Origin of the sequence: Myxosarcina sp. GI1 (assembly GCF_000756305.1) — a bacterium.
GTDB lineage: Bacteria > Cyanobacteriota > Cyanobacteriia > Cyanobacteriales > Xenococcaceae > Myxosarcina.
Map to the genome: position 1 here is coordinate 60,285 of NZ_JRFE01000057.1, position 20,715 is coordinate 80,999.

Here is a 20,715-nt window from a genome sequence, read left to right on the forward strand (position 1 = left end):
AATGTTGTTTGGCAAGACGACGATTCTCTTTCTAGCTTTTGTTTATTGGTAATTCTCATCATTGGGAACTTGAATGCTGCTACGAGGTCTAGCTTGTTCGGTAGCCTCATCTACTTTTTCGTTGACCCCTTGAGTGTAGAGAATATTGCCATTGCCAGCATCCACAAATACCTCAGTTTTATCAATGGTAACTTCATAGACTAAGCTGCCATTTTCAGCTTCTAGTTCCAGTTCGGTAACTTTTCCATCCTGAACTTGCAAAGCAGACTCTTTTGCCTGGTCTGGAGTAATTTTAGCCAAGGGCTGTAAGTGGGCTGCTTCGGTTTCTCGTTCTTCATTTATTTCGGTTTCATCTTCAACTTTCTGGGCGATAAAAACTCGACGTGCGCGAACGCTTGAATTAGCTTGAGCGACAGCGGCTATACCTCCAGCACCTAAAGTTCCCAATAGTAGAATGGCTAATAAAGTTTTAATTGAATTATTCATTGTTTAATTCTCGATCGTTTTTGATTTACATTTTTAGAATAAAAAGTAATTGTCAGAAACTTTACAAGAATTTTGATTATTGTCTAATTGAAGGTTTTAAAAATATTTCTATTTAATAAGGTCATCTTAAAAAAAAAAGTAGTGCGAATCGCACCAATAATCATCTCTAAACTTTCTCCTAAAAAAAAGTCTAAATCCCACTCCAGAAAGTTGACGCTTGAATCTCCAAATGAAAGTTTAAATAGATTGATAGTTGGTGATTTGATATCAAAATACATGGTATGTGATGTGATACCAATCTATTAGACGTAACAGAAGATAACCAATCAGTAATATTGCATCACAAAAATAACTTTAAATTTCCTATATATTTGATTATCATTATTTGGCTAATCGCTCCTTAACTAAATTTGGGCAATCTCAATATGAAATTACTTCCTTTCCCAATCTCACTCTGCACTTCCAGACTGCCATTGTGGGCTATGGAGATCGCTTTGGCAATAGCTAACCCTAACCCAGAGCCACCCTTACTTCTAGAACGAGCCTTATCTACGCGATAAAAACGGTCAAAGATACGCTTTTGGTCGCCTTTAGCAATGCCAATGCCTGTATCTCGGACATTAATTACCACTTCATTGTGTTCTTCTATCATACTTAATGTTACTTTTTCCCCTGCTGGGGTGTATTGAATCGCGTTTGTTACCAGATTAGTAATCAAACGATATAGCTGTTGGCGATCGCCAATTACTTCTACAGGCTGAGATACTTTTATCTGGGAACTAAGCTCGATCTCCGAAGCCATTGCCAAAGCTGCTAAATCTTCTTCCACTTCTATAACCAAGTTTGCCAGAGCAATTTTTTCTCTCTTTTTATTAGAAGTATTGTTATTTATTTCACCATCGATACGACACAGGATTAATAGATCTGCCACTAAATGAGATAACCGCTTGTTCTGTCTGACGATACTTTTTAGAGTATCCTTGGCTTTATTTTCAGATAAATTAGGCAACATCAGATCCGACTGAGCCGTTGCTTGAATGGCTGCTAGAGGGGTTCTGAGTTCGTGGGCAGCATCGGCGGTAAACTGCTGCATCTGCTGATAGGACTGGCAAATAGGGCGTATGGCTAATCCCGACAACCACCAGCTAGCACCTGCTACCAGTAACACCACTAAAGGTACTCCTAATAACAATACCCATTTGACATTAGCAACATAGGTATCAAAATCCTGGAGACTTCTACCGACTTGAAGATAACCCCAGTTTTTACCATTTTGAGTGTGTAAGAGAAAAGAAATTTGCCGATAGCGAGTTCCTTGAGAATCGATCGGAGTTTCCCACTCCTGTTGATTAGACACTTTAGGTAATTCGGGCTGCATCCCTGCCACTGCCACCAAATTTTCACTTAGATCGAAGAGGCGCAAATAATATTTATCTTGCCCAATTACCCCCAATCGCAACGATTGAAAGCGATCTGGATTATAACAGCCTGTTTCGACAAGGCAGGTATTGGGTAGTAGCTCTTTTACTTCAGGTTCTATTTGCCCTGGCTGTTCGAGAACGGGTAGCAGACTATCGTGAAGAGTTCCTGCTACCGATTCTAATTCTTGGTTGATGGTAATGCGATGGGCGTGGGCGACTGCTTCATAAAATCCTAAAGCACATATAAATAAGACTATACTTAGGATTGCTCCATACCAGCTAGCCAGTCGCCAGCGCGATCGCGCAAAGAGTTGATTATGCTTCACATTTAACTTATTAGCTGTAAAGATCCAATTATGTTTGGTGCTGAAAGCGATATCCCAAACCATAAACAGTTTCCAACATATTATCGCAACCATACTTACTAAGTTTGCGTCGTAGTAAGCTAATCTGCGCGGCTACTACATTACTAGGAGGTTCGGCACCAAATTCCCATAGTCGATCTAGAAGTCGATCGCTAGTAACGATTTGGTTGGGGTGCTGCATAAAATACTCTAATAGCTGAAATTCCTTTTTGGTTAGCAAGATTTGCTTTTCTTTTGCTGCTCCAAGAATCCAAAAGGTATTAGTATTGTAGTCCAAACTAAGATCGCCTACTCGTAATCGTCGGGGCTGTAACTGGGGAGTTCTTCTTTGTAAAGCTCTCAGTCGTGCTAGTAGTTCGGGCATATCAAAAGGTTTAACTAGATAATCATCTGCCCCTGCATCTAAGCCAGCTATTTTATCCTCCATATTGTCTTTTGCAGTCAGCATTAATATGGGTAGAGGTTTTTGTTGTTGCCTAATTCGCTTAATCAACTCTAGTCCCGATATTCCAGGTAATAGCCAATCAAAAATTCCTAGCTCGTATTCTTTTAATTTAAAGTAATCCCAAGCATCATGCCCATCTACAGCCCAATCTACAACATGATTGTTGTGGTTTAAACTCTGCTTAATCGCAGCCCCTAAATCTGGTTCATCTTCAACTAGTAATATTCTCACGATCGCTGTGCGGTTGATGATTCTCTGGCAAATACTAATCGTTTTATTATTGACACAAAATTGTTAAATCAGGATGAAATTACGTGGCAGCCATAGTATAAATTAACGTTTATCTGTACGTAGAAATTTGATATATGCGAAAAATATTCTATTCGATCTTAGATGATTCCTAATCTGCTAAAATTCTGATTGAGTAGAACCAAATTAGAATATTAATTTGTTACTTGAGAATGATAATAGATCGCATTCGTCTGGGAAAGATTGCGATTCTTGTTCTCTGCTTTAGCGTTGAATTATTCTAATTGTTCGATCTTTTTGAACCAATTTTCGGTATTCGAGGCGATCTTAGTCGGTTTTATCTCGAATAATTTATATATCTTGAAGTCAAAACTGTTTAGCTTTTCAATTCGGGCATTTTCGTTCGTAACTTAACGTCCGCTTGAGAAGCTAACTAAATTCATCCCAACAAAAATCTTGAATAGTATGAAAAACGAATATAAATCGGGAAGCCTTTCTTTGCTCGGTGCTATTGCTATGGGAACTGGAGTTATGATTGGCGCGGGCATCTTTGCTCTGACTGGACAGGTAGCAGAACTCGCAGGTGCCTTATTTCCCTTAGCTTTTTTAGCTGCTGCAATTATTAGCGGGTTTAGTGCCTATTCCTACATTAAAATGTCCAACGCTTACCCATCGGCAGGGGGCATTGCCATGTATCTGAAAAAAGCTTATGGTCGTAGCACTATGACTGGAGTTTGCGCTTTGTTGATGGCTTTTTCCATGATTATCAATGAGAGTCTGGTAGGGCGCACTTTTGGTACTTATACGCTACAGCTTTTTAACGTCGGAGAAAATAACTATTGGGTGCCAATCTTGGCAGTAGGTTTGATTGCAGTAGCCTTTCTGATTAATATTTCAGGCAACAAAGTAATTGGTTCACTTTCTCAAGTTACTGCATTTTTGAAAATTGGCGGAATTATTGTTTTTGCTGCCGTAACTTTGTGGGCTGCTGGATTTTTGTTCAAACCCGATTTCGGGGCTGGTTCTAGTGAAGCAATTCCAGGTAGTGGTTTCATGGCAGGCGTAGCGATCGCTATTTTGGCTTATAAGGGATTTACAACTATTACTAATAGTGGCGGTGAAGTGAAAAACCCCGAAAAAAATGTGGGTCGAGCCATTATTGCTTCATTAGCAATCTGTGTAGTAGTCTACTTGCTAGTAGCTTTCGCCGTAGCTTCTAGTTTGCCTTTAGCTCGAATTGTTGAAGCCAAAAACTTCGCCTTGGCACAGGCGGCAAAACCCGCATTGGGTCAGTATGGTGTCTGGTTTACAGTAGCAATCGCTATAATTGCCACCGCTTCAGGTATTATTGCTAGTGTCTTTGCCGTGTCGCGAATGTTGGCGATGTTAAGCGAGATGGAAATTATTCCCCATCGCCATTTTGGGATGCCTGGGGATATCCAAAAACATACTTTAGTTTACACTGTTGTTTTGGCAGCAGCTTTGGCTGCGTTTTTCGATCTTACGCGAATTGCTTCTTTAGGAGCTATTTTCTACTTGTTGGTCGATATAGCTATACATTGGGGTGTTTTTCGCAATCAAAAGAACGATATTAATGCTAATGGCGCGATCGTTATGACCGCTCTGGTTCTCGATATTATTGTTCTTGGTGCAATAACGATTTTAAAAGGAAGTTCCGATCCTATGCTGCTGGTAATTGCAGCTATAGGTTTGCTACTGACATTTCTAGGCGAGCGATTTTTCCTTAAAAATCATCAGATGGATCGGGAATAATTGTATATTTTGGTCAGTAGAAATCTATGTAGGCATACCAAATATTTCACTATTGATGTTTACCTCAATCTACGACTGGAAAAACGGGCTTACTACGCCCTCACCTCTTTTTCTACTACCTTCAATGGCTCTACAAGTTAGTGCAGGTAGTGGAACATCTCCCCACAGTCATACAGCAGCACAGGTCATTGTGGCATTATCTGGGAAACTACAGGTAAGAATGTCGCCTAAAGCATCTTATTCTGCTTACGATGCCGTAATAATTCCACCTAATGTCAATCACCATATTATTAGTTCGGGTTCTATGGAAATAATGATTTGGTTCGATCCTGCTACAGTAGCAGCAAGAGCCATTCGCTTACTTTCATCGTCCGAATTAATACCGTTATTTAGAAGCGATGATGTTCCCATATCTCAGCTAGTATTAAGTTCTCATTTGAAGACTTGTGATGATGCTATTAAATTGTCGCAAACAATTACTCAGGCTATCTTACCAGAATACAAGACTGTTAAACCGATTGATGAACGTATAGAATCAACTCTCAGCGCATTTCAGGATTCAGCTTTACTCGGTCAACCACATCCACTTGAATATTTAGCACGAGCGGTTAATTTATCGGAAGGACGATTGCGCCATCTGTTTCGTCAAGAACTAGGCGTAACTATACAACAGTATTGGATCGGTCATCGTTTACTGGTAGCAATACGACGTTTTAATGGTTGTGAATCTTTAACTAAAATTGCCCACGAAGCTGGTTTTGCGGATCTAGCTCATTTTTCCCATGCTTTTCGCGCCTCTTTTGGCATAACTCCATCTTTAGCAGCAAAAGATAGCCGTTCCGTACAAGTAATTTTTTGTGAAGGCTGATATTAATAATTCAGAACATTTAATAATTCTGAATTTACCACCAAGATGAAGACTTCGGAGAATATAGTTAATCATCGAAAGCGCAAAACCAAATTTTTATTAAAACCCGCACAGTTTATTGCTTTGCTGCTGATGGGGATAGAACTAGGCGTTTCTTATTCCCATTTAATGCAATTGCCTGGAAAATTACGGCTATCAGCAACAACTTTTATAGCAGTACAGACTGTATTAATTCAATACAAAATTGGCGTAGGAATAGCAGAAGTTGGTTCATTCCTAGCCATGCTAATTATTCTGTGGCTAGTTCGGACTAAAATTCTAACATTTCGTTTGACCTTGGGTGCTTTGTTAATGCTGATTGCTGCATTTTTGGTTTGGGGAATTTTTATCGAACCAATTAATGCTGTTGTCGATACCTGGACGGCTGATTCTTTTCCCAATGACTGGACTTCATATCGCGATCGCTGGCATTTATTTCATCTGGTTAGATTAGTGCTACTTACAATAGGTATGAGTAGTTTAGTAAGTTCTGTTCTAGTTAAAGAAGGGTAATTTTTTCGCTTGTGTTCGACCGAATTTACCAGAGAGAGCAGATTTCATTCTGATTTAATATTCTTGTGCCATTCTGGTTTGGTGTGAGTGTAGATAATCCACAAGACTTTAACATGACGGCAAATCCGACTAAAACTCAGGGGGAAATGTCAGATGATAACGAGAACCATCATGATTTTCTAGATTCTGACAGCGTTACTGAAGAAACTACCTCTCATTCAGTTTCTAAAACAGAAGAAAAAGGTAAATCCAATCGAGAAGATTTACCTGCAAATTCTTTTAGACCTGGTAAAGCCCTATTGGGTTTGGGAATTTTCGCTTTCCTAGCTGGAGGAATTTTAATAGTAACTAACCAACTAAAACCTTCTGGTTCGATGGCTGGAATGGAAGGAATGGATCATGGCAGTATGTCTCACGACGAGATGATGGCTGTAGATGGTTCGTTTAACCCAAATCCCGTCCGAGTAGAAACAGTTAAACCCCAAGTCTTAGAAGCCAGCGTTAGCTATACAGGTTCGATTAAACCTTACCAAGAAATTATGGTATATCCTCGCGTAGCGGGACAACTGACCAACTACTCGGTATATCCAGGCGATCGCGTTACTGACGGAGAACCATTGGCTACTTTGGATGCTTCGGAGTTGAATACCGAAGTCGCCGAGGCTGCGGCAGAAGTAAAGACGATGGAAACTGCTTTGAAGATGAGCGAGATTGAGGTAGACGAACAAAAAAGCGCGATCGAACAGATTGAAGCCGATCTGGACTATCTAAACTTGAAACAAGACCGCTTTGCTCGGCTAGTCAGAGATGGAGTGATTTCCCAAGATGAGTTTGATGTTGTCGATAGCGAAGTCAAAAGTAAAGAGGCTAATCTCAGACAGGCACGAGTTAAATTAGCGCGAATGGAAGCCCAAGTAGTAAACAACCGCGCCAAGATCGACCAAGCAAAAGCAAAAGTAGATACGGCTAACGTAATGCAGGGCTACACTACCATCACTTCTCCCACTTCGGGCATCGTGCAGGAACGGATTGTCGATCCTGGGGTAGTAGTTCAACCCAGTATGGGCATCGTCAAAATTGGCGATTATAGTCGGGTACGTCTTCAAGCAAACGTCGCTCAACAAGATGCTGTCAATATTCGTCAAGGTGCTACGGTTATCGCTAGAGTACCTGGAAGCAACGTTCTACCTTTAAAAGGCAAAATCACCAGTATTTTTCCCCAAACTAACAGTCAAACCCGCACGGTAACGGTAGAAGCACTCATCGATAATCCCGACGGGCAACTACTATCGGGGCAGTTTTTAGAGATGAAAATTATTACTGCCCGCAAACCTAATGCCATTACCGTCCCTCAAGCTGCGGTGGTAGAGTTTCAAGATCGGTCTTCAGTTTGGGTTGTGGACGGAGATACGGTAACAGCCCAACCCGTAACCTTGGGAATGTCAACGGGAGACAGAGTAGAAATTACCAGTGGTTTGGAGTCGGGACAAGCGGTAGTAACTTCAGGACAGAATCGCTTGGTAGAAAATGCACCAGTAGCGGTCATTAACCAGTCCGAACAATCTGTAGCAGCTAATAAAGCTTCAACTCAGGATATTCAAATTCAGTTAGTCAGCCCCGACAATAACGAGGTAGCAATGGGCGATGCCCAACTAGTAATAGAAGTTAAAGACGGTCGAGGTCAACCTGTTGACGTTAAAGATATAGAGATGAGCGCGTCTATGCCCATGAAGAACATGGCGCCGATGTCTGCTCCTGTAGAAGTCCAGCCAGACGATAAGCCAGGTAGGTTTAAAGCCGATACCTATCTCAGCATGAAAGGAGACTGGACGATTACCGCTCAAGTCAAAGATCCGAAAAATCAAGCCAAACAAGAGTTTACTCTCGACGTACAGTAACTAACTAAATTCATCAACTACAAAATCAATCGAACCATGAAAAAATTAATTTTAATTCTACTTCCTTTAAGTCTTTTAGCTTTTGCCTGTAGCCCCGCTCAAAGCAATAGCGAATCTGCTACTACTCAAACCAAAACAGTGCAGAACAAGCAAGAAAGCACCGCTACTGTAAATTTAGTCAGTCCCGAACCTCAGACAGAGATTCCTATGGGTGAAGCCGAAATGATTCTAGAAGTGGTAGATAGCAATGGTAATCCAGTAAAAGTAGAAAGCTTGGATGTTAGTGCGACTATGCCAATGGAAGGAATGGAAGACATGATGGGTAAGGTAGAAGTTACCCCCGCAGACGAACCAGGACGCTTTAAAGCTACTACTTATTTTGGAATGCAGGGTACTTGGAATGTGGTCGCCAGCGTGCAAGATCCTCAATATCAGGCTCAACAAGAATTTATTTTAGAAGTTAAGTAAAGTATTGAATAGGGTAGGCAATGCTCACTTTAAACTACGAAGCTGAAATACGACGTTTCTAATTTAAACTTATAATTCTCGCTTGGCTTGAGCGAGAACTTTTCCCGCAGATTGGGCAAAAACCAGAGTTAAAAGTAACCCTAGAATTAAATCAGGTATAAATGAACCAGTTAAAAATACCAATCCAGCAGTTAGCAATACTGAAGTATTGGCAATAATGTCATTACGGGAACACAGCCAAACAGAGGACATATTGATATTGTCATTACGGTGACGAATTAACAACAAAAAGCAAATTAAGTTAGCAAGTAGGGCTAAAATACCAATTCCGCTCATCAATTGAACTGTAGGTACTGTTTGAGCAAATAATTGATAGGTAGCTCTAGCAAAAACGGCGATCGCAGTAATAAACATGATACTACCTTTTAGCAACGCCGATCGCGCCTGAGCTTTTTTACCTTTTTGAATCACGTATAGGCTACAGCCATATACTAAAGCATCGCCGAGCATATCCAAAGAGTCACCAGTTAAGGACAATGAAGCTGCTTTAACTCCTCCGCTAAATTCTACGACAAACATCACGGCGTTAATTATCAAAATAGTCCACAGCACTTTACTCTGGCGTTTTTGCAGCTTTTGTAATTCTTTGGCTTTGTGTTGACAACAATGTTCTGACATTTTCTTCAATCTGACTTTTGTTTAAACATTCAAATGATTGTTTGAATGTTATTTATTATAGCTTTCAACGTTCAAAAGAATATTTGAATAATAAAATAAACAAAATTCAATAATACAACTGGTAGTTAGATCAATTCTTTTAAAGAATAAATGAGAATATCAGTAATATGCCGATTTTTTAAAGAATAATAAGCTAATTTGCCGTCATTACGATATTTAAGGAGTTTTAAGTCTCTCATTTTTCGTAGGTGATGGGAAGCTGTAGCGATTTTTACATTTAACATTGCTGCAATATCACAAACACAAAGTTCTTCACCATTTTTAAGAGCATAAAGTATTTTAATTCGCGAGCGTTCTGCCAAAGCACCAAATATGATTGTTGCTTCTTCTAAAATATCTTCTTGGGGTAAAGTTTCACGAATTTTAGCTACTAAATCGGCATTGAAACATCGTATATGACAAATATCATCTGCTTTATTTTCACTCACGGGCTTTTGGTTAGTAATATCAAATGTGCTTAGTTCAATGTTACAAGATACAAATGTAAAAACTTAAAGGAGAGCAGTGTTTTGCATTTAAATTCAACACTCACCTACAAGATTTCATAGTGATTTAATTTTCTTGTGTCATCTTGGATGGAAGTTAAGCAATCTAATCTCCCCGAAGCCTCCACCCCATGAAAACCTTCTTCACCCGTTGGTCAATCCGCAACCCTGTTATTACCGTAGCCCTCTACATTGGAGTGCTAATCCTCTCGGTTCTAACCCTAATAATCATTCCCGTGCGGATGATGCCCTACGTGCAGAGTCCTCTGGTAGCAGTGATTACCAGAACTCCTGGTTCGTCCCCAATGGAAGTGGAAACCTATATCAGCAAACCCATCGAGCAACGCATGACCGTACTGGATGGGGTACGTTTTGTGCGTTCTAGTTCCCAACAGGATTTATCTCTGGTAACGGTTCAGTTTGCTTGGGGTGGTGACGTAGATAAGGCGGTTCGGGATGTGCAAAGCGTGATGAAGTCGGCGGAAGGAGATTTACCTTTAGACGGAATTAACACCCGTTCTTATTGGGTGTTGCCGATCGATCCGCTGAACCGTCCCGTGCTGACTCTGGCACTCAAAGCTGAGGGGTGGGATCGGGTGAAGCTGCGGGAGTTTGCCGATAATACCTTAGTCGATCGCCTGACCAACGTACAGGATGTCCAGTCTGTCTATATTACGGGGGGCTATCGCCGACAGCTACAGGTAATCGTCGATCGCCAGAAGCTAGCAGCCTACGGACTATCGATTCTCCAGGTAAGAGATGCGATCGATAATAATAATGTTAGTAAGGGGGCGGGAGTTTTAACCCAAGGAGACGAAGAAATTTTAGTGCGGGCAGACGATCGCGCTCTCAATGCCCAGGTAGTTAGGAATTACCCTATCCTCGAAATGGGAGGACAAATTGTCTATGTCAAAGATGTCGCTGAGGTAAAAGATACCTACGAAGAGCGTCGTAGTGCCTATCGTTATAATGGGGAATCTGCTTTAGCAGTTAACGTGATTCAGAAACCCGATTCTAGTTCGCCGCAGGTAATTGCCAGAGTGAGAAAGGAACTGGAAAAAATTGAGTCTCAATATCCAGGTTTAGAGTTTGAAGAGGCTTATGACAATTCCTTCCTGGTGGAGTTGATTAAAGATAGCACTACGGGAGAATTACTAATTAGTGTGGCACTGGCGGGGTTGATAATTCTGCTGTTTTTAGAAGATTTTCGGGCAACGGCGATCGTCATGATTTCCATTCCCACTACCCTCGCTCTTTCCATGCTGCCTTTTATTCCTTTCTCGATGTCCCTCAACTCCTCTACTTTGGTCGGGATGATGATGGCGATAGGGAAATTAGTAGATGATTCGATTATTGTCATTGACTCGATCGATCGCAAACTTAAAGAAGGTAAAACACCCAGACAGGCAGCCATCCAGGGTACGGGAGAAGTATTTTTAGCCAGTGCTGCTGCTAGCTGCGTGATGATTGCAGCTTTAATCCCTACCATCCTTTCGGGTGGTCTGACGGGGTTGATGTTTGCGGGGCTAATCTTACCGATGGTGTTTGCCTTTATTGCTTCGTTAGTGGTTTCGATTACTTTGATTCCCCTACTGGCAGCCTTTTTCCTCAAACCTATCGGCGAACGACAGGGAAACCGCAAGACTTGGCTGCAATGGTTGCTATCTCCTTTTCGTTTGGGTTTTGAGGGACTAGAAAAAGGTTACGCTTGGTTATTAGATATCTGCTTGAGAAACCGTGAGATTACTCTAGCGATCGCAGGAGCGACTATCGTTCTCGCTTTTGCTCTCTATCCCTTGATTCCCCAGGAGATGATGCCTTTGGGAGATTCGGGGCAGTTTATGGCAACCATCGAATTGGAAGCGGGAACATCTTTCGAGCGAACGGATCGCGTTGCCCAACAGTTTGAATCGATTTTACTAGAACAACCTGAAATTGAAAAAGTCTCTTCTAACGTTGGCTTTGAAATTACCCGCAACAGTACTTACTTTAGCGGTTATAGTATGGGCAGCGTCAATACAGCTTCGGCAATCGTCACCCTCAAAGATTTGAACGAACGCAATCGCGACATCTGGCAAGTCATGGATGCAGTAGAAGCTAAAGCCCGTCGGACTATCCCTGGTTTGCGGCGCATCGCACTCAAAGAGATGGGTGTAGACGTAATGGCTACTTCGGCAGCACCGATTCAAATTGCGGTATACGGTGAAGATTTAGAGATACTCTATCCTTTGGCAAACCAAGTACTAGAAATTGCTAAAGATACTCCAGGGCTAGTTATGGCGCATACCAGTTCCGCTTTGACTCAACCCGAATATCAACTACAGATAGATCGCCGTCGCGCTCAAGAGTTGGGCTTAAACATTGAAGAAGTAGCCGAACAAGCTCGTTACGCTCTTAATGGTGGTTTTACTCGTAAATACTATAACCGACCCAACCTCAGACAAAATTCCATTTTAGTCCGCTACCCCGAACGCGATCGCGGCTATGCTCAAAATCTCGCTGCTACCTACATCACCACTCCCAACGGACAGCAAGTTCCCCTTAGCACCGTCGCTACTCTTAAACGGGAATACGGTCCTACTCTCATCGAACACGTTAACGGCAAACGGGTAGTTTATGTCAATGGTTACTATCGTAAATCCAGTCCTGCTTCGATGGATTTATCAATGGCGATCGCGATGCGGGCGGGGCAAGAATTAGATTTCCCTCCAGGTTACGGTTTGGATTCGATGGGAGATATGACTGATATGATGATTGAATTCGATCGCCTGCTTAAAGGTTTAATCGTATCTATTATCTTAATTTACTTAATTCTAGTAATTCAGTTTGGCTCGTTTATCCAACCTTTGGTAATGATGCTATCTATTCCCTTACAGTTAATTGGGGTATTTGGTGCATTATTACTAGCTCAACAAACCCTTTCAACGGTTTCTATTTTGGGAATTATTATTCTCTCTGGTATTTCAGTCTCTGCTGCTATTCTGCTACTGGAGTTAATTTTAACCAAGCGACAAGAGGGTGTTCCCAGAGCCGAAGCTATCCGCCAGGCAGGTCCCGTAAGACTCAAAGCAATCTTTATGACCACTCTAACCACCATGATTGTGATCGTGCGCTTGGCTTTTTATCCCGAAACTGGCATGGATGCCTATTCTCCCATTGCTACGGTGATTTTAGGCGGACTGACTGTTTCTACCCTGCTGACTCTGATTGTTGTTCCAATCGTTTACACCTTCGTAGATGACATTACCCAAGGATTGGGTAAGTTAAAAAAGCGAAGCAGCGCGTTGCGGGGGTATCCCCCGTTGTAGCGACTGCTTCAAGACACGTTCTCGTAACAAACAACTTCCACAAGGATAGTCTTGACTCTCTAGTTAGCTAGAGAGTTTAAAATATAAATACTTAAAACAAATTACTATAAATCGAAATTAATAATGTCAAAACTATTATCGACAATAACTATTACTTCAGTAGCGATCGCAAGCGTAATTGGTGGCGGAATTTACTGGACTTCTACTCAAGGAGTTAGCGATAATTCGGCAGTTGCCAACGATGCTCACACCGCTACTTTAGCCAGCGTTTGGGATAGAGAAACCGAACCCAACTATACAGGAACAAAAGATCTTACCGTCTATCGCTCTCCTACCTGTGGTTGTTGTGGTGTATGGCTCGAACACGCCCAGAAGCATGGCTTCAAGGTTGAAGATATCAAAACCGAACAGATGGAAGCGTTGAAGCAGAAACATAACGTACCGTCTCAGCTTGCATCTTGCCATACAACTATTGTCGATGGCTACGTCATGGAAGGACATATACCTGTCGATGACATCAAACGCTTTTTAACCGAAAAACCAGAAGGATTTATCGGTTTAGCCGTACCAGGGATGCCTTTGGGTTCTCCAGGAATGGAAGCAAGAGATATGAAACAACCATTCCAGGTTTTGGCATTTAACCAACAAGGAGAAGTAAAGATATTCAACGAATACGAATCTTACTAACGGGCATATTGCAATAAATTATGGTTAAAATGAATCGTCGTCAGTTTCTAACACTGAGTGCTGCTAGTGCGGGAACTGCTATTTTTGCTGGCTGTACCCAAGGGCGAGCCAATAACACTCAAGCTGCATCAAATTTATCTTCTGATTTACCGCAGATATATCAAAGTCAAGATAGTTTATTAGAACTAGATTTGTCAGCTAGCGAAAGTCCCGTTAATCTGGGTAACAAACAAGCCTATCTACTAACCTATAACGGACAAGTTCCTGCCCCCCGCTTAGAAGCCTACCCAGGAGACAGAGTAAAGATTCATTTTACTAATAATCTGTCTCAAGCGACTAATATTCACTATCACGGTTTGCATATACCCATTACGGGCAATGCGGATAACGTTTTTCTTCAGATCGAACCAGGAGAACAACTAACCTACGAATTTACTATCCCTGAGAATCATCCAGCAGGAACGTTTTGGTATCATCCTCATCTACACGGTTTAGTCGCCGAACAGCTCTTTGGTGGTTTGGCGGGTTTGTTTATCGTGCGGGGAGAATTAGATGAAATACCCGAAATCAAAGCAGCACAGGAAGAGTTTTTAGTGCTGCAAGATTTTTCTTTAGATGGTGATGGCAGACTAATGGGTTCGAGTCATATGTCTCTAATGTCGGGAAGAGAAGGAGATATAATTACGGTCAATGGTAGGGTTAATCCCGATCTTACTTTGCCAGCAGGTAAATTGTTGCGCCTGCGTATACTAAATGCCTCTCCTTCTCGTTTTTATAGGCTGGCTTTGGAAGAAGGTACTTTCTACCAAATTGCCACCGATGGCGGTGCGTTAAATGAACCAGTAGAGGTTGACGAATTATTGCTAACGCCAGGACAACGAGTCGAAGTTTTAGTACAAGGCAAACCAGAATCGGGTCGATATCGCCTGCTTAATTTACCCTATGACCGAGGTGGGATGGGGATGATGGGCGGGATGATGGGTAGAGGGATGATGGGAGGTAGCGACAATCCTATGGCATTAGCTACGATTGATTATGAAGCTACGGTTGAATTCCCCGTACCGACAAAGTTAGCTAACATTTCCACTCTACCCGAACCTAAAACAGTAAGGCGTTTTGAACTCAATCACGGCATGAATCCTACGGTGGGTATGGCGTTTTTAATCAACGGACAACCATATAAAAGCGATCGCCTAGATACCAAAGTCCAACTCGACACGGTAGAAGATTGGGAGATAAGCAATACAGGAGTTATGGATCATCCCTTTCACGTTCACGGCAATGCTTTTCAGGTAATTAGTCGCAACGGTCAATCCGAACCATTAGCTGCTTGGCGGGATACGGTATTGGTCAAAAGAGGCGAAACCGTTCGCGTTCGTATTCCCTTTAATGATTTTACGGGCAAAACAGTCTATCACTGTCATGTTCTCGACCATGAAGATTTGGGCATGATGGGTAATTTAACGATTGAGGCTTAAACTGAAATGTCATCAGCCTATTTACGATCGCTAAGGTATTACAATAGTGCTATAAGAATATTATATTTCGTACCAATTAGACTAAATCCATTTGAATTTAGCTCTGGTTTACTTGAATCATTATTTGTTTGTAGTAGTTCTTGAATTACTAACTTTTCCCACCGATCGTAACCTGATGGTTCATCTAAGAAATTTTGCCAAGCCCGATTGAGAAGCTCAATTGGATTGAATCCATGAGAGAAAGATTTAGAGCTTGGCTGTTGGGAAGAGTGACAATAGGGTTCTGTCTCTATCAACATATCTTCAATAGTTTGCTCTATAGAAGGCAATAATTCATCATCGTAATAACCATAGTAATCTTCGGTGATTCCCATTTCATAAGCGATCGCACTCCACGTATCTTCTAGTTCTTGGGCTAAATCGTCATGACTATTTTGCCTCGCTCTTACTGCTAGTATTTTGACTCTCAGCCAGCTAACAGGATGAGCACGATTAGCTAGCTTATTTTTGGGAACATAAAAATGATTTCGTCCGAGCATTTGTAAATACCCTGAGAAAGCACGAATAAACGCTGCCCCTCCAATCTGAAAACCAACTGCATCGCAGAATAGTTCTTGAATCCACTCGTGCCACACTTCTACGATCTTCTTTCGTTCTTTAGCCTGCTCTTTGGCAAAGCGGTCACATCTTTGAGAGGCAGGTTGCAATAATTCAGATATTTCTTCTTGTAATTCACCTACTAACTCGTTCATCTCCTGTTCGTGGCAAGCATAGAGGATATGTCCGAATTCATGATACAAAAGGGGAAGATACATTAAACACTGCTGTGCTAATGGCGGAATAAAATACAATGACATATGTGGAATGACTGGTTTGCAAGCAAAATCACCATCGCTAAAAGCCAACGGTAAGTTTTTGGTCTTTGAATGGTTTGCGTGCAACCAATTCAAAATCATCAGACACAAACGATCTGAAGAGCGAGTTCTACAAACTGGCTCGATCAGTTCTTCATCGAACCAACGTACTTGCCTATATGTATTTTGAGTTTTACTTAAAACTTCAGGCAGAAGCGAGTCTTCTTCATAACCTAGCAGCGTCAAATTATCTCTTGTATCGCACAGCAGAATTTTTCCATAATTTAATAGCCAATTAAAATACAAATTAAGCTCGGCAGGTATAGCTATTCGACCTTGAATCAAATTGTTTAAAAGTCGTTCTATTTCACTTAATAAACGTTGATTGTTTTGGAAAAGTATATCTCGAAGCAAATTTATACCTCCCCTAAAATGGTTTCTGTATCTAAATTAATATGTTCTTCTACAAGTCTTCTCAACTCTTGCAAACATGATATTAAAGCCTTTTTGTCTTCAGCTATTTCAGAGTGTAGTAATACCTTTGTTTGCGATAAAGTACTTTGAAGCGAGGAAATGCCGAGGTTTCCTCGGCTTATTCTACTCGCTTGTTGAAACAGTACTGAGTGAAATTCGCTTCGAGCGTTTTTAGCGGAGACGAATCTTTGTGCCAATTGCCGCAGACCGTGACTAGTACCAATTAGAGGATTTATACTAACCGGTTCGGAATCGCCAATTAATGACTCTAATTTTTCGAGAAAAGAATATAGAGTGGTTCGTGCCTCTTCTGCCAAACGAGCTTTTTCTAGGTTTGTTATTCCTGCAAGCTCCAGCTTGAGCTGAATTGATAGTGTATTTATCGCAGCTATCAAACTGCGGTCGTATTGAAAGCTTTGAATTGCCAACCATTTTGTACTCATAAGCTACTAACCTTTTGCTCACTCGTGTCAGTGGGTTTTCCCCTAAGTAGTCCGAGACGAATTTCCTGTGAAGCATGAATTTTTAGCTCGTCGTCTGTCCTTTTGAGGGTTATGGCTAATCTTTGGGCAGTACTGGGACTAGACCAATTGAATTGACTGGCAGCATAAAAATCTTCTGCCACCAAAATCATGTTTACATTATCTGTTTGAGCTTCTAACATAACAGGATTGGGCGTACCCTGATTGAGGGTTGGTGCGCCAGTACTGGTAAGAATTACAGTACGCCGATCGAGAAGTAAAGCCGTTCCTTCCAAAACTCGCTCTATTTTTCCTTTGCTATTTCTATTCCACAACCGCAAATTCTTCGCATAAGTTTTATGAACATCGACTACATCAACTCGAACTTGCAGAGTAAAGACTTGTGATTCGACAAGCTTTCTTTGAGCATCGGCAACTGCGTTCAATTCAGCACCACACTCTCTTCCATCTCGAAGCACCAAGACTCTCTCGATTGACTTGTCTTTCTTTCGCCTTCCTTGCTCGAACAGTTCTACAATTTTATCTTTAAGAATAACTTCGTTGATGGTTTCTTTTTTACTGTCTACTTTGTGGTCTACTATCGTGCTTAGTTGACAGGTTGTATTGTTGCGGTTGATGGTGTTCGTAAGAAGTGACAAAGCATAATTACGCTTATCCCATCCAACATCAATAGCTAGTTGAGCCTGATAATTTTGAGGATTGGCAAATCCCCAGGGTATACAGTCCATTAACTGGAGAATGTCTAAAGCATTTTTCTCTATGAATGATTGCCAGTCCCTACATCCTCTTTCAGATTTATTCGACCGCGACTGAAATTCATTTAACTTTTCCGATGTAATTCTTTTAATGCGCCAGTCCGACAAATTGTGTGCCACATCAAAATAAATAGCAGGTTCTTCTTTCTCAAACACGAATACAACTAGACTAGGTTGTAGAGTTTTCCTTAGTCGAGCGATCGCATTTTCAAAGCAGTCGTAGGTTAAAGTCGAAGCTTTGATAGGCTTGCGAGTCCATTTAGATAGTAAGCTAGTGATATCTTTCCCTAACTTTTGTCCCAATTCCCTGCCGATCGGATCGGGTACGGCAATATAAACGTTACGTAGAACAGTGAGAGGAACTTTAGCACAGCCATATATATCTAAATATCTCAATCTTTGAGAATAATATTTTCTGTATGAGCTTAATTTCTCGTCCTTTGGAGCAGTTAGAATTTGACCTTGACCGAATAACAAATCGGGACAGTTTAAGTGTCTTATTTTTTCCTCGTCGGGTTGCCAAAATTCGGAAGCGACTCGTGGCATATCACTTCCTAAAGGTGCATCTCCCAGCTTGTCAAAGAAAAGCTCGATCTGCTGACAGCGTTCTTCTTCCTTAATCTTATCTACTTGCTTGAGATCTTTTGGTAACGCCTCGTTCATAACTCGCAAGCGCAGTCGTTTAGCTGCTACGGCTTGGGGATGGTCGATTCCCGAAAAAGAAACCAACGCCACGGGGTCGTTTTCCCGAACTGAAGTTACACTTCTTCGCTGATAGTAGTCTAATAGTGATTCATAACTATCTCCATTAACTTTAACATCTTTGTACGTCGAGCAGGTTTTCTCAGCAATAAACTGGGCGAAATAACAGGTACAGTGTATGTTGCCAGAATCATACCAGAGAGTACCTTTTTGACCTTTTTGTCTCTGACTAAGACGTGTAAAACGCTTGTGGTTTCTTTTGCGATCTATTTCGGACTGGTTTCCACCAAAAAAATCGGCAATTGTATCGATGGTAAAGAAGGCTGTACTAATATTTACTACTAATCCTATGCCTACATTATCGATAGGAATCGCAGATAGTTCGTATCTCCTATAAGCACCAATACCACTAACTATTTTCAACGGTTCTGGTTCGTACCATTTACGCCGAGAGTCACTCAAACGCCATAAATTTGTCTGTCTTTCAACGTTGATTACAAACTGTCTCTCTATTAATTGAGCAATTAAAGGTCGATCTTCAAGATTACTAAATTTGAGTGTCTCAATGCGATCGCTATCTCTCAAACTGACTTGTAGATTATCCTCATCAATAGGAACCGAATCTACTGGGCTACTGACATAAGCATACAAGAACCTGCTATTACTTTTAGGTATTGCGGAGATACCTAGCTGATTGGCTAATTTACTACAGGCTTTTTCTTTCAATTCTGGAGTTACTCGAACAGCCATGACTTCTATACATCGAACTTTAAGCTCGATCTTTGTTCCTGCATCAACGATGTGACAATTAGCTTCCAACATCTGAATATTACTCCTTGGGACAAACTTCTTGAAAAGGACATAGTTGACATACGCGGGATTGTCCGCAGGGCGTGAAGGCTTGAGATATGCCTTTCTGCCCGTAGTCATGAACCCGATTCATTTTTTCTAAATCTTGGATTATGCGATTTTTGGTTCTAAAGATCTCATGCTCCCCAATTTCAAATGAAGACACTCGATCGGGAGCTAAATGAGCTTGATGTAGCTCAATTTTCGCTGGTATGTGGTTCAATTCTTCTGAGGCAAAATAAGCATAAGACATCAATTGAAGAGTATCTTGACTTTCAACACTACCACCAAGCTTCCAGTCAACAATTACTAGTTTGTCATTATCTATGTATGCAAAATCGAGCTTTCCTCCAGATGAAAAAAAGTTTGTTTTGATAGATATATTTTTTTCAACTAAAGATTCGGGTTTAGAAAAAAAGCGGCGAAAAGTATTGAAAGTGAAGCTTTCCACAAAGTTAGTTATCGCTAACAACAGTTTATTTTCAGTTTCAATTATTAGCTCGTCTAAATTATCAAAACCATAATAAATTTCTATTGCCTTATCCTTTCGACTATAAGCATATCCTAATTGTTGCCTATATCTGTACTTGGCTTGCTGGAGTAAATAATCGAGAGAGATAATTTTCCCTTTCTGCATCTGCCCGATATATTTTCGGATTAAATCGTGCAAGATTATTCCTGCTGCAAGATAGCGGTTAGTTAGATTTTTAAGGACAGCAAGTTGTTCTTTGAGTGGTTCTTCTTTAGCCGTTCTTTTGTTTCCTCCATAATGATTGTAATAATATTTTCTAAGACACTGTTCTAACAAACTACGTTTGGAATAAGACCACTTTAATAGTTTGCCAGCATTGTTTTTCTTAGCTTTAGTGGGCAAATAGTCATCTTGAAAATCAAATAATGATAACTGTAATTGTTCTGCCATTGTTCGCTTTAATCATTACGTAGACGCTTGAGTTTTTTAGTCAGTTGTTTCCATTCACTTTCACTCAACTTCATTCCTTCTGCTTCTCTGATAAACTGGAGTGCAGCCGAACTAGAGGAGATCGTGTCTTTAGTTGAAGTTGGTATTTTGCCAGTAATCGAAAGCAGCAAATCGGGTGAAACTGATAGTGCTTCACAGATTTTAACTATGGTGTCAGCAGCAGGTGGCGGAAGGCGATCGTTTTCTATTTTGCTAATGTAAGAAAAATCCACACCAACTTTGTCAGCTAAATTTCTTTGACTGATTCCCTTTGAACGTCTTAGTTCGCGTAAGGTCTGCCCAAATGTTTCTGCCATGTTTACCTCTTATTCTCTTATAATCTAAACTTAATTGTGTTGAGTGTCAACTCAACACAATTAACTATTCTGGTTTGACAAAATTGATGTAGGTTAATGC

Annotated in this window: 18 protein-coding genes; 8 read left to right on the forward strand and 10 right to left on the reverse strand. The window is 41.0% G+C overall.

All coding sequences use genetic code 11. From position 1 onward, the window contains the following. Positions 1–42: 42 nt before the first annotated feature. The 3 genes from KV40_RS28780 to rppA all read right to left on the reverse strand — a co-directional run bounded on the left by KV40_RS28780 (position 43) and on the right by rppA (position 2,948). A complete protein-coding gene (locus tag KV40_RS28780; protein ID WP_036488514.1) occupies positions 43–486 on the reverse strand; it encodes a PepSY domain-containing protein in 444 nt (147 codons plus the stop codon). Positions 487–886: 400 nt separating this feature from the next. Next, on the reverse strand, positions 887–2,233 hold the full coding sequence (gene rppB / locus KV40_RS28790) for a two-component system sensor histidine kinase RppB (protein WP_036488612.1): 1,347 nt from the start codon (positions 2,231–2,233) through the stop codon (positions 887–889). Positions 2,234–2,261: 28 nt separating this feature from the next. Continuing rightward, positions 2,262–2,948, reverse strand: a complete 687-nt coding sequence (gene rppA, locus KV40_RS28795; RefSeq protein WP_036488519.1) for a two-component system response regulator RppA — start codon at positions 2,946–2,948, stop codon at positions 2,262–2,264. 483 nt (positions 2,949–3,431) lie between these two features. Between rppA and KV40_RS28800 the strand changes: the two genes are divergently transcribed. The 5 genes from KV40_RS28800 to KV40_RS28820 all read left to right on the forward strand — a co-directional run bounded on the left by KV40_RS28800 (position 3,432) and on the right by KV40_RS28820 (position 8,525). Beyond that, the gene (locus KV40_RS28800) at positions 3,432–4,739 is read left to right on the forward strand and encodes an APC family permease (protein ID WP_036488521.1); all 1,308 of its coding nucleotides are present in this window, start codon (positions 3,432–3,434) and stop codon (positions 4,737–4,739) included. A 55-nt stretch (positions 4,740–4,794) separates the two neighbouring features. Beyond that, complete coding sequence (locus tag KV40_RS32760) at positions 4,795–5,607, forward strand: helix-turn-helix transcriptional regulator (RefSeq protein WP_052056046.1); 813 nt, start codon at positions 4,795–4,797, stop codon at positions 5,605–5,607. A gap of 45 nt (positions 5,608–5,652) precedes the next feature. Continuing rightward, complete coding sequence (locus tag KV40_RS28810) at positions 5,653–6,159, forward strand: anthrone oxygenase family protein (RefSeq protein ID WP_036488524.1); 507 nt, start codon at positions 5,653–5,655, stop codon at positions 6,157–6,159. Between the two features lie 113 nt (positions 6,160–6,272). Next, on the forward strand, positions 6,273–8,057 hold the full coding sequence (locus KV40_RS28815) for an efflux RND transporter periplasmic adaptor subunit (protein WP_036488529.1): 1,785 nt from the start codon (positions 6,273–6,275) through the stop codon (positions 8,055–8,057). Between the two features lie 36 nt (positions 8,058–8,093). Beyond that, positions 8,094–8,525, forward strand: coding sequence for a FixH family protein (locus KV40_RS28820; protein ID WP_036488534.1), 432 nt, complete (start codon positions 8,094–8,096; stop codon positions 8,523–8,525). 69 nt (positions 8,526–8,594) lie between these two features. Here the strand turns inward: KV40_RS28820 and KV40_RS28825 are convergent, their stop codons facing one another. Then, on the reverse strand, positions 8,595–9,203 hold the full coding sequence (locus KV40_RS28825; RefSeq protein WP_172657360.1) for a cation transporter: 609 nt from the start codon (positions 9,201–9,203) through the stop codon (positions 8,595–8,597). A 125-nt stretch (positions 9,204–9,328) separates the two neighbouring features. Then, a complete protein-coding gene (locus tag KV40_RS28830) occupies positions 9,329–9,691 on the reverse strand; it encodes a metalloregulator ArsR/SmtB family transcription factor (protein ID WP_036488535.1) in 363 nt (120 codons plus the stop codon). A 188-nt stretch (positions 9,692–9,879) separates the two neighbouring features. Between KV40_RS28830 and KV40_RS28835 the strand changes: the two genes are divergently transcribed. From KV40_RS28835 to KV40_RS28845, 3 genes are all read left to right on the forward strand, one after another. After that, on the forward strand, positions 9,880–13,056 hold the full coding sequence (locus tag KV40_RS28835) for an efflux RND transporter permease subunit (protein ID WP_036488536.1): 3,177 nt from the start codon (positions 9,880–9,882) through the stop codon (positions 13,054–13,056). Positions 13,057–13,179: 123 nt separating this feature from the next. Next, positions 13,180–13,743 carry a DUF411 domain-containing protein gene (locus KV40_RS28840; RefSeq protein WP_052056047.1) on the forward strand — a complete coding sequence of 188 codons (564 nt, stop codon included), beginning with the start codon at positions 13,180–13,182 and terminating at the stop codon, positions 13,741–13,743. Positions 13,744–13,763: 20 nt separating this feature from the next. Next, positions 13,764–15,221, forward strand: coding sequence for a multicopper oxidase family protein (locus KV40_RS28845; RefSeq protein ID WP_036488538.1), 1,458 nt, complete (start codon positions 13,764–13,766; stop codon positions 15,219–15,221). 38 nt (positions 15,222–15,259) lie between these two features. Here KV40_RS28845 and KV40_RS28850 read toward each other — a convergent pair whose 3' ends face one another. Genes KV40_RS28850 through KV40_RS28870 form a run of 5 tightly spaced genes read right to left on the reverse strand, consistent with a single transcriptional unit; the run spans position 15,260 to position 20,615 of the window. Then, positions 15,260–16,489, reverse strand: a complete 1,230-nt coding sequence (locus KV40_RS28850; protein ID WP_036488540.1) for a hypothetical protein — start codon at positions 16,487–16,489, stop codon at positions 15,260–15,262. A gap of 2 nt (positions 16,490–16,491) precedes the next feature. Next, positions 16,492–16,992 (reverse strand): hypothetical protein, encoded by a 501-nt coding sequence (locus KV40_RS28855; RefSeq protein ID WP_036488543.1) that lies wholly within the window; start codon positions 16,990–16,992, stop codon positions 16,492–16,494. Beyond that, on the reverse strand, positions 16,989–19,310 hold the full coding sequence (locus KV40_RS28860) for a hypothetical protein (protein ID WP_156114231.1): 2,322 nt from the start codon (positions 19,308–19,310) through the stop codon (positions 16,989–16,991). The genes KV40_RS28855 and KV40_RS28860 overlap by 4 nt, the downstream gene beginning before the upstream one ends. Before the next feature lie 7 nt (positions 19,311–19,317). Further along, positions 19,318–20,259 (reverse strand): PD-(D/E)XK nuclease family protein, encoded by a 942-nt coding sequence (locus tag KV40_RS28865; protein WP_036488549.1) that lies wholly within the window; start codon positions 20,257–20,259, stop codon positions 19,318–19,320. 8 nt (positions 20,260–20,267) lie between these two features. Continuing rightward, the gene (locus tag KV40_RS28870) at positions 20,268–20,615 is read right to left on the reverse strand and encodes a helix-turn-helix domain-containing protein (protein ID WP_052056048.1); all 348 of its coding nucleotides are present in this window, start codon (positions 20,613–20,615) and stop codon (positions 20,268–20,270) included. Between the last annotated feature and the right edge of the window lie 100 nt (positions 20,616–20,715).

Coding starts and splice junctions, on each gene's coding strand:
- KV40_RS28780 (WP_036488514.1), bottom strand. CDS start 486: ATGAATAATTCAATTAAAACTTTATTAGCCATTCTACTATTGGGAACT.
- KV40_RS28800 (WP_036488521.1), top strand. CDS start 3,432: ATGAAAAACGAATATAAATCGGGAAGCCTTTCTTTGCTCGGTGCTATT.
- KV40_RS32760 (WP_052056046.1), top strand. CDS start 4,795: ATGTTTACCTCAATCTACGACTGGAAAAACGGGCTTACTACGCCCTCA.
- KV40_RS28810 (WP_036488524.1), top strand. CDS start 5,653: ATGAAGACTTCGGAGAATATAGTTAATCATCGAAAGCGCAAAACCAAA.
- KV40_RS28815 (WP_036488529.1), top strand. CDS start 6,273: ATGACGGCAAATCCGACTAAAACTCAGGGGGAAATGTCAGATGATAAC.
- KV40_RS28820 (WP_036488534.1), top strand. CDS start 8,094: ATGAAAAAATTAATTTTAATTCTACTTCCTTTAAGTCTTTTAGCTTTT.
- KV40_RS28825 (WP_172657360.1), bottom strand. CDS start 9,203: ATGTCAGAACATTGTTGTCAACACAAAGCCAAAGAATTACAAAAGCTG.
- KV40_RS28835 (WP_036488536.1), top strand. CDS start 9,880: ATGAAAACCTTCTTCACCCGTTGGTCAATCCGCAACCCTGTTATTACC.
- KV40_RS28840 (WP_052056047.1), top strand. CDS start 13,180: ATGTCAAAACTATTATCGACAATAACTATTACTTCAGTAGCGATCGCA.
- KV40_RS28845 (WP_036488538.1), top strand. CDS start 13,764: ATGGTTAAAATGAATCGTCGTCAGTTTCTAACACTGAGTGCTGCTAGT.
- KV40_RS28855 (WP_036488543.1), bottom strand. CDS start 16,992: ATGAGTACAAAATGGTTGGCAATTCAAAGCTTTCAATACGACCGCAGT.
- KV40_RS28860 (WP_156114231.1), bottom strand. CDS start 19,310: ATGTTGGAAGCTAATTGTCACATCGTTGATGCAGGAACAAAGATCGAG.
- KV40_RS28865 (WP_036488549.1), bottom strand. CDS start 20,259: ATGGCAGAACAATTACAGTTATCATTATTTGATTTTCAAGATGACTAT.
- KV40_RS28870 (WP_052056048.1), bottom strand. CDS start 20,615: ATGGCAGAAACATTTGGGCAGACCTTACGCGAACTAAGACGTTCAAAG.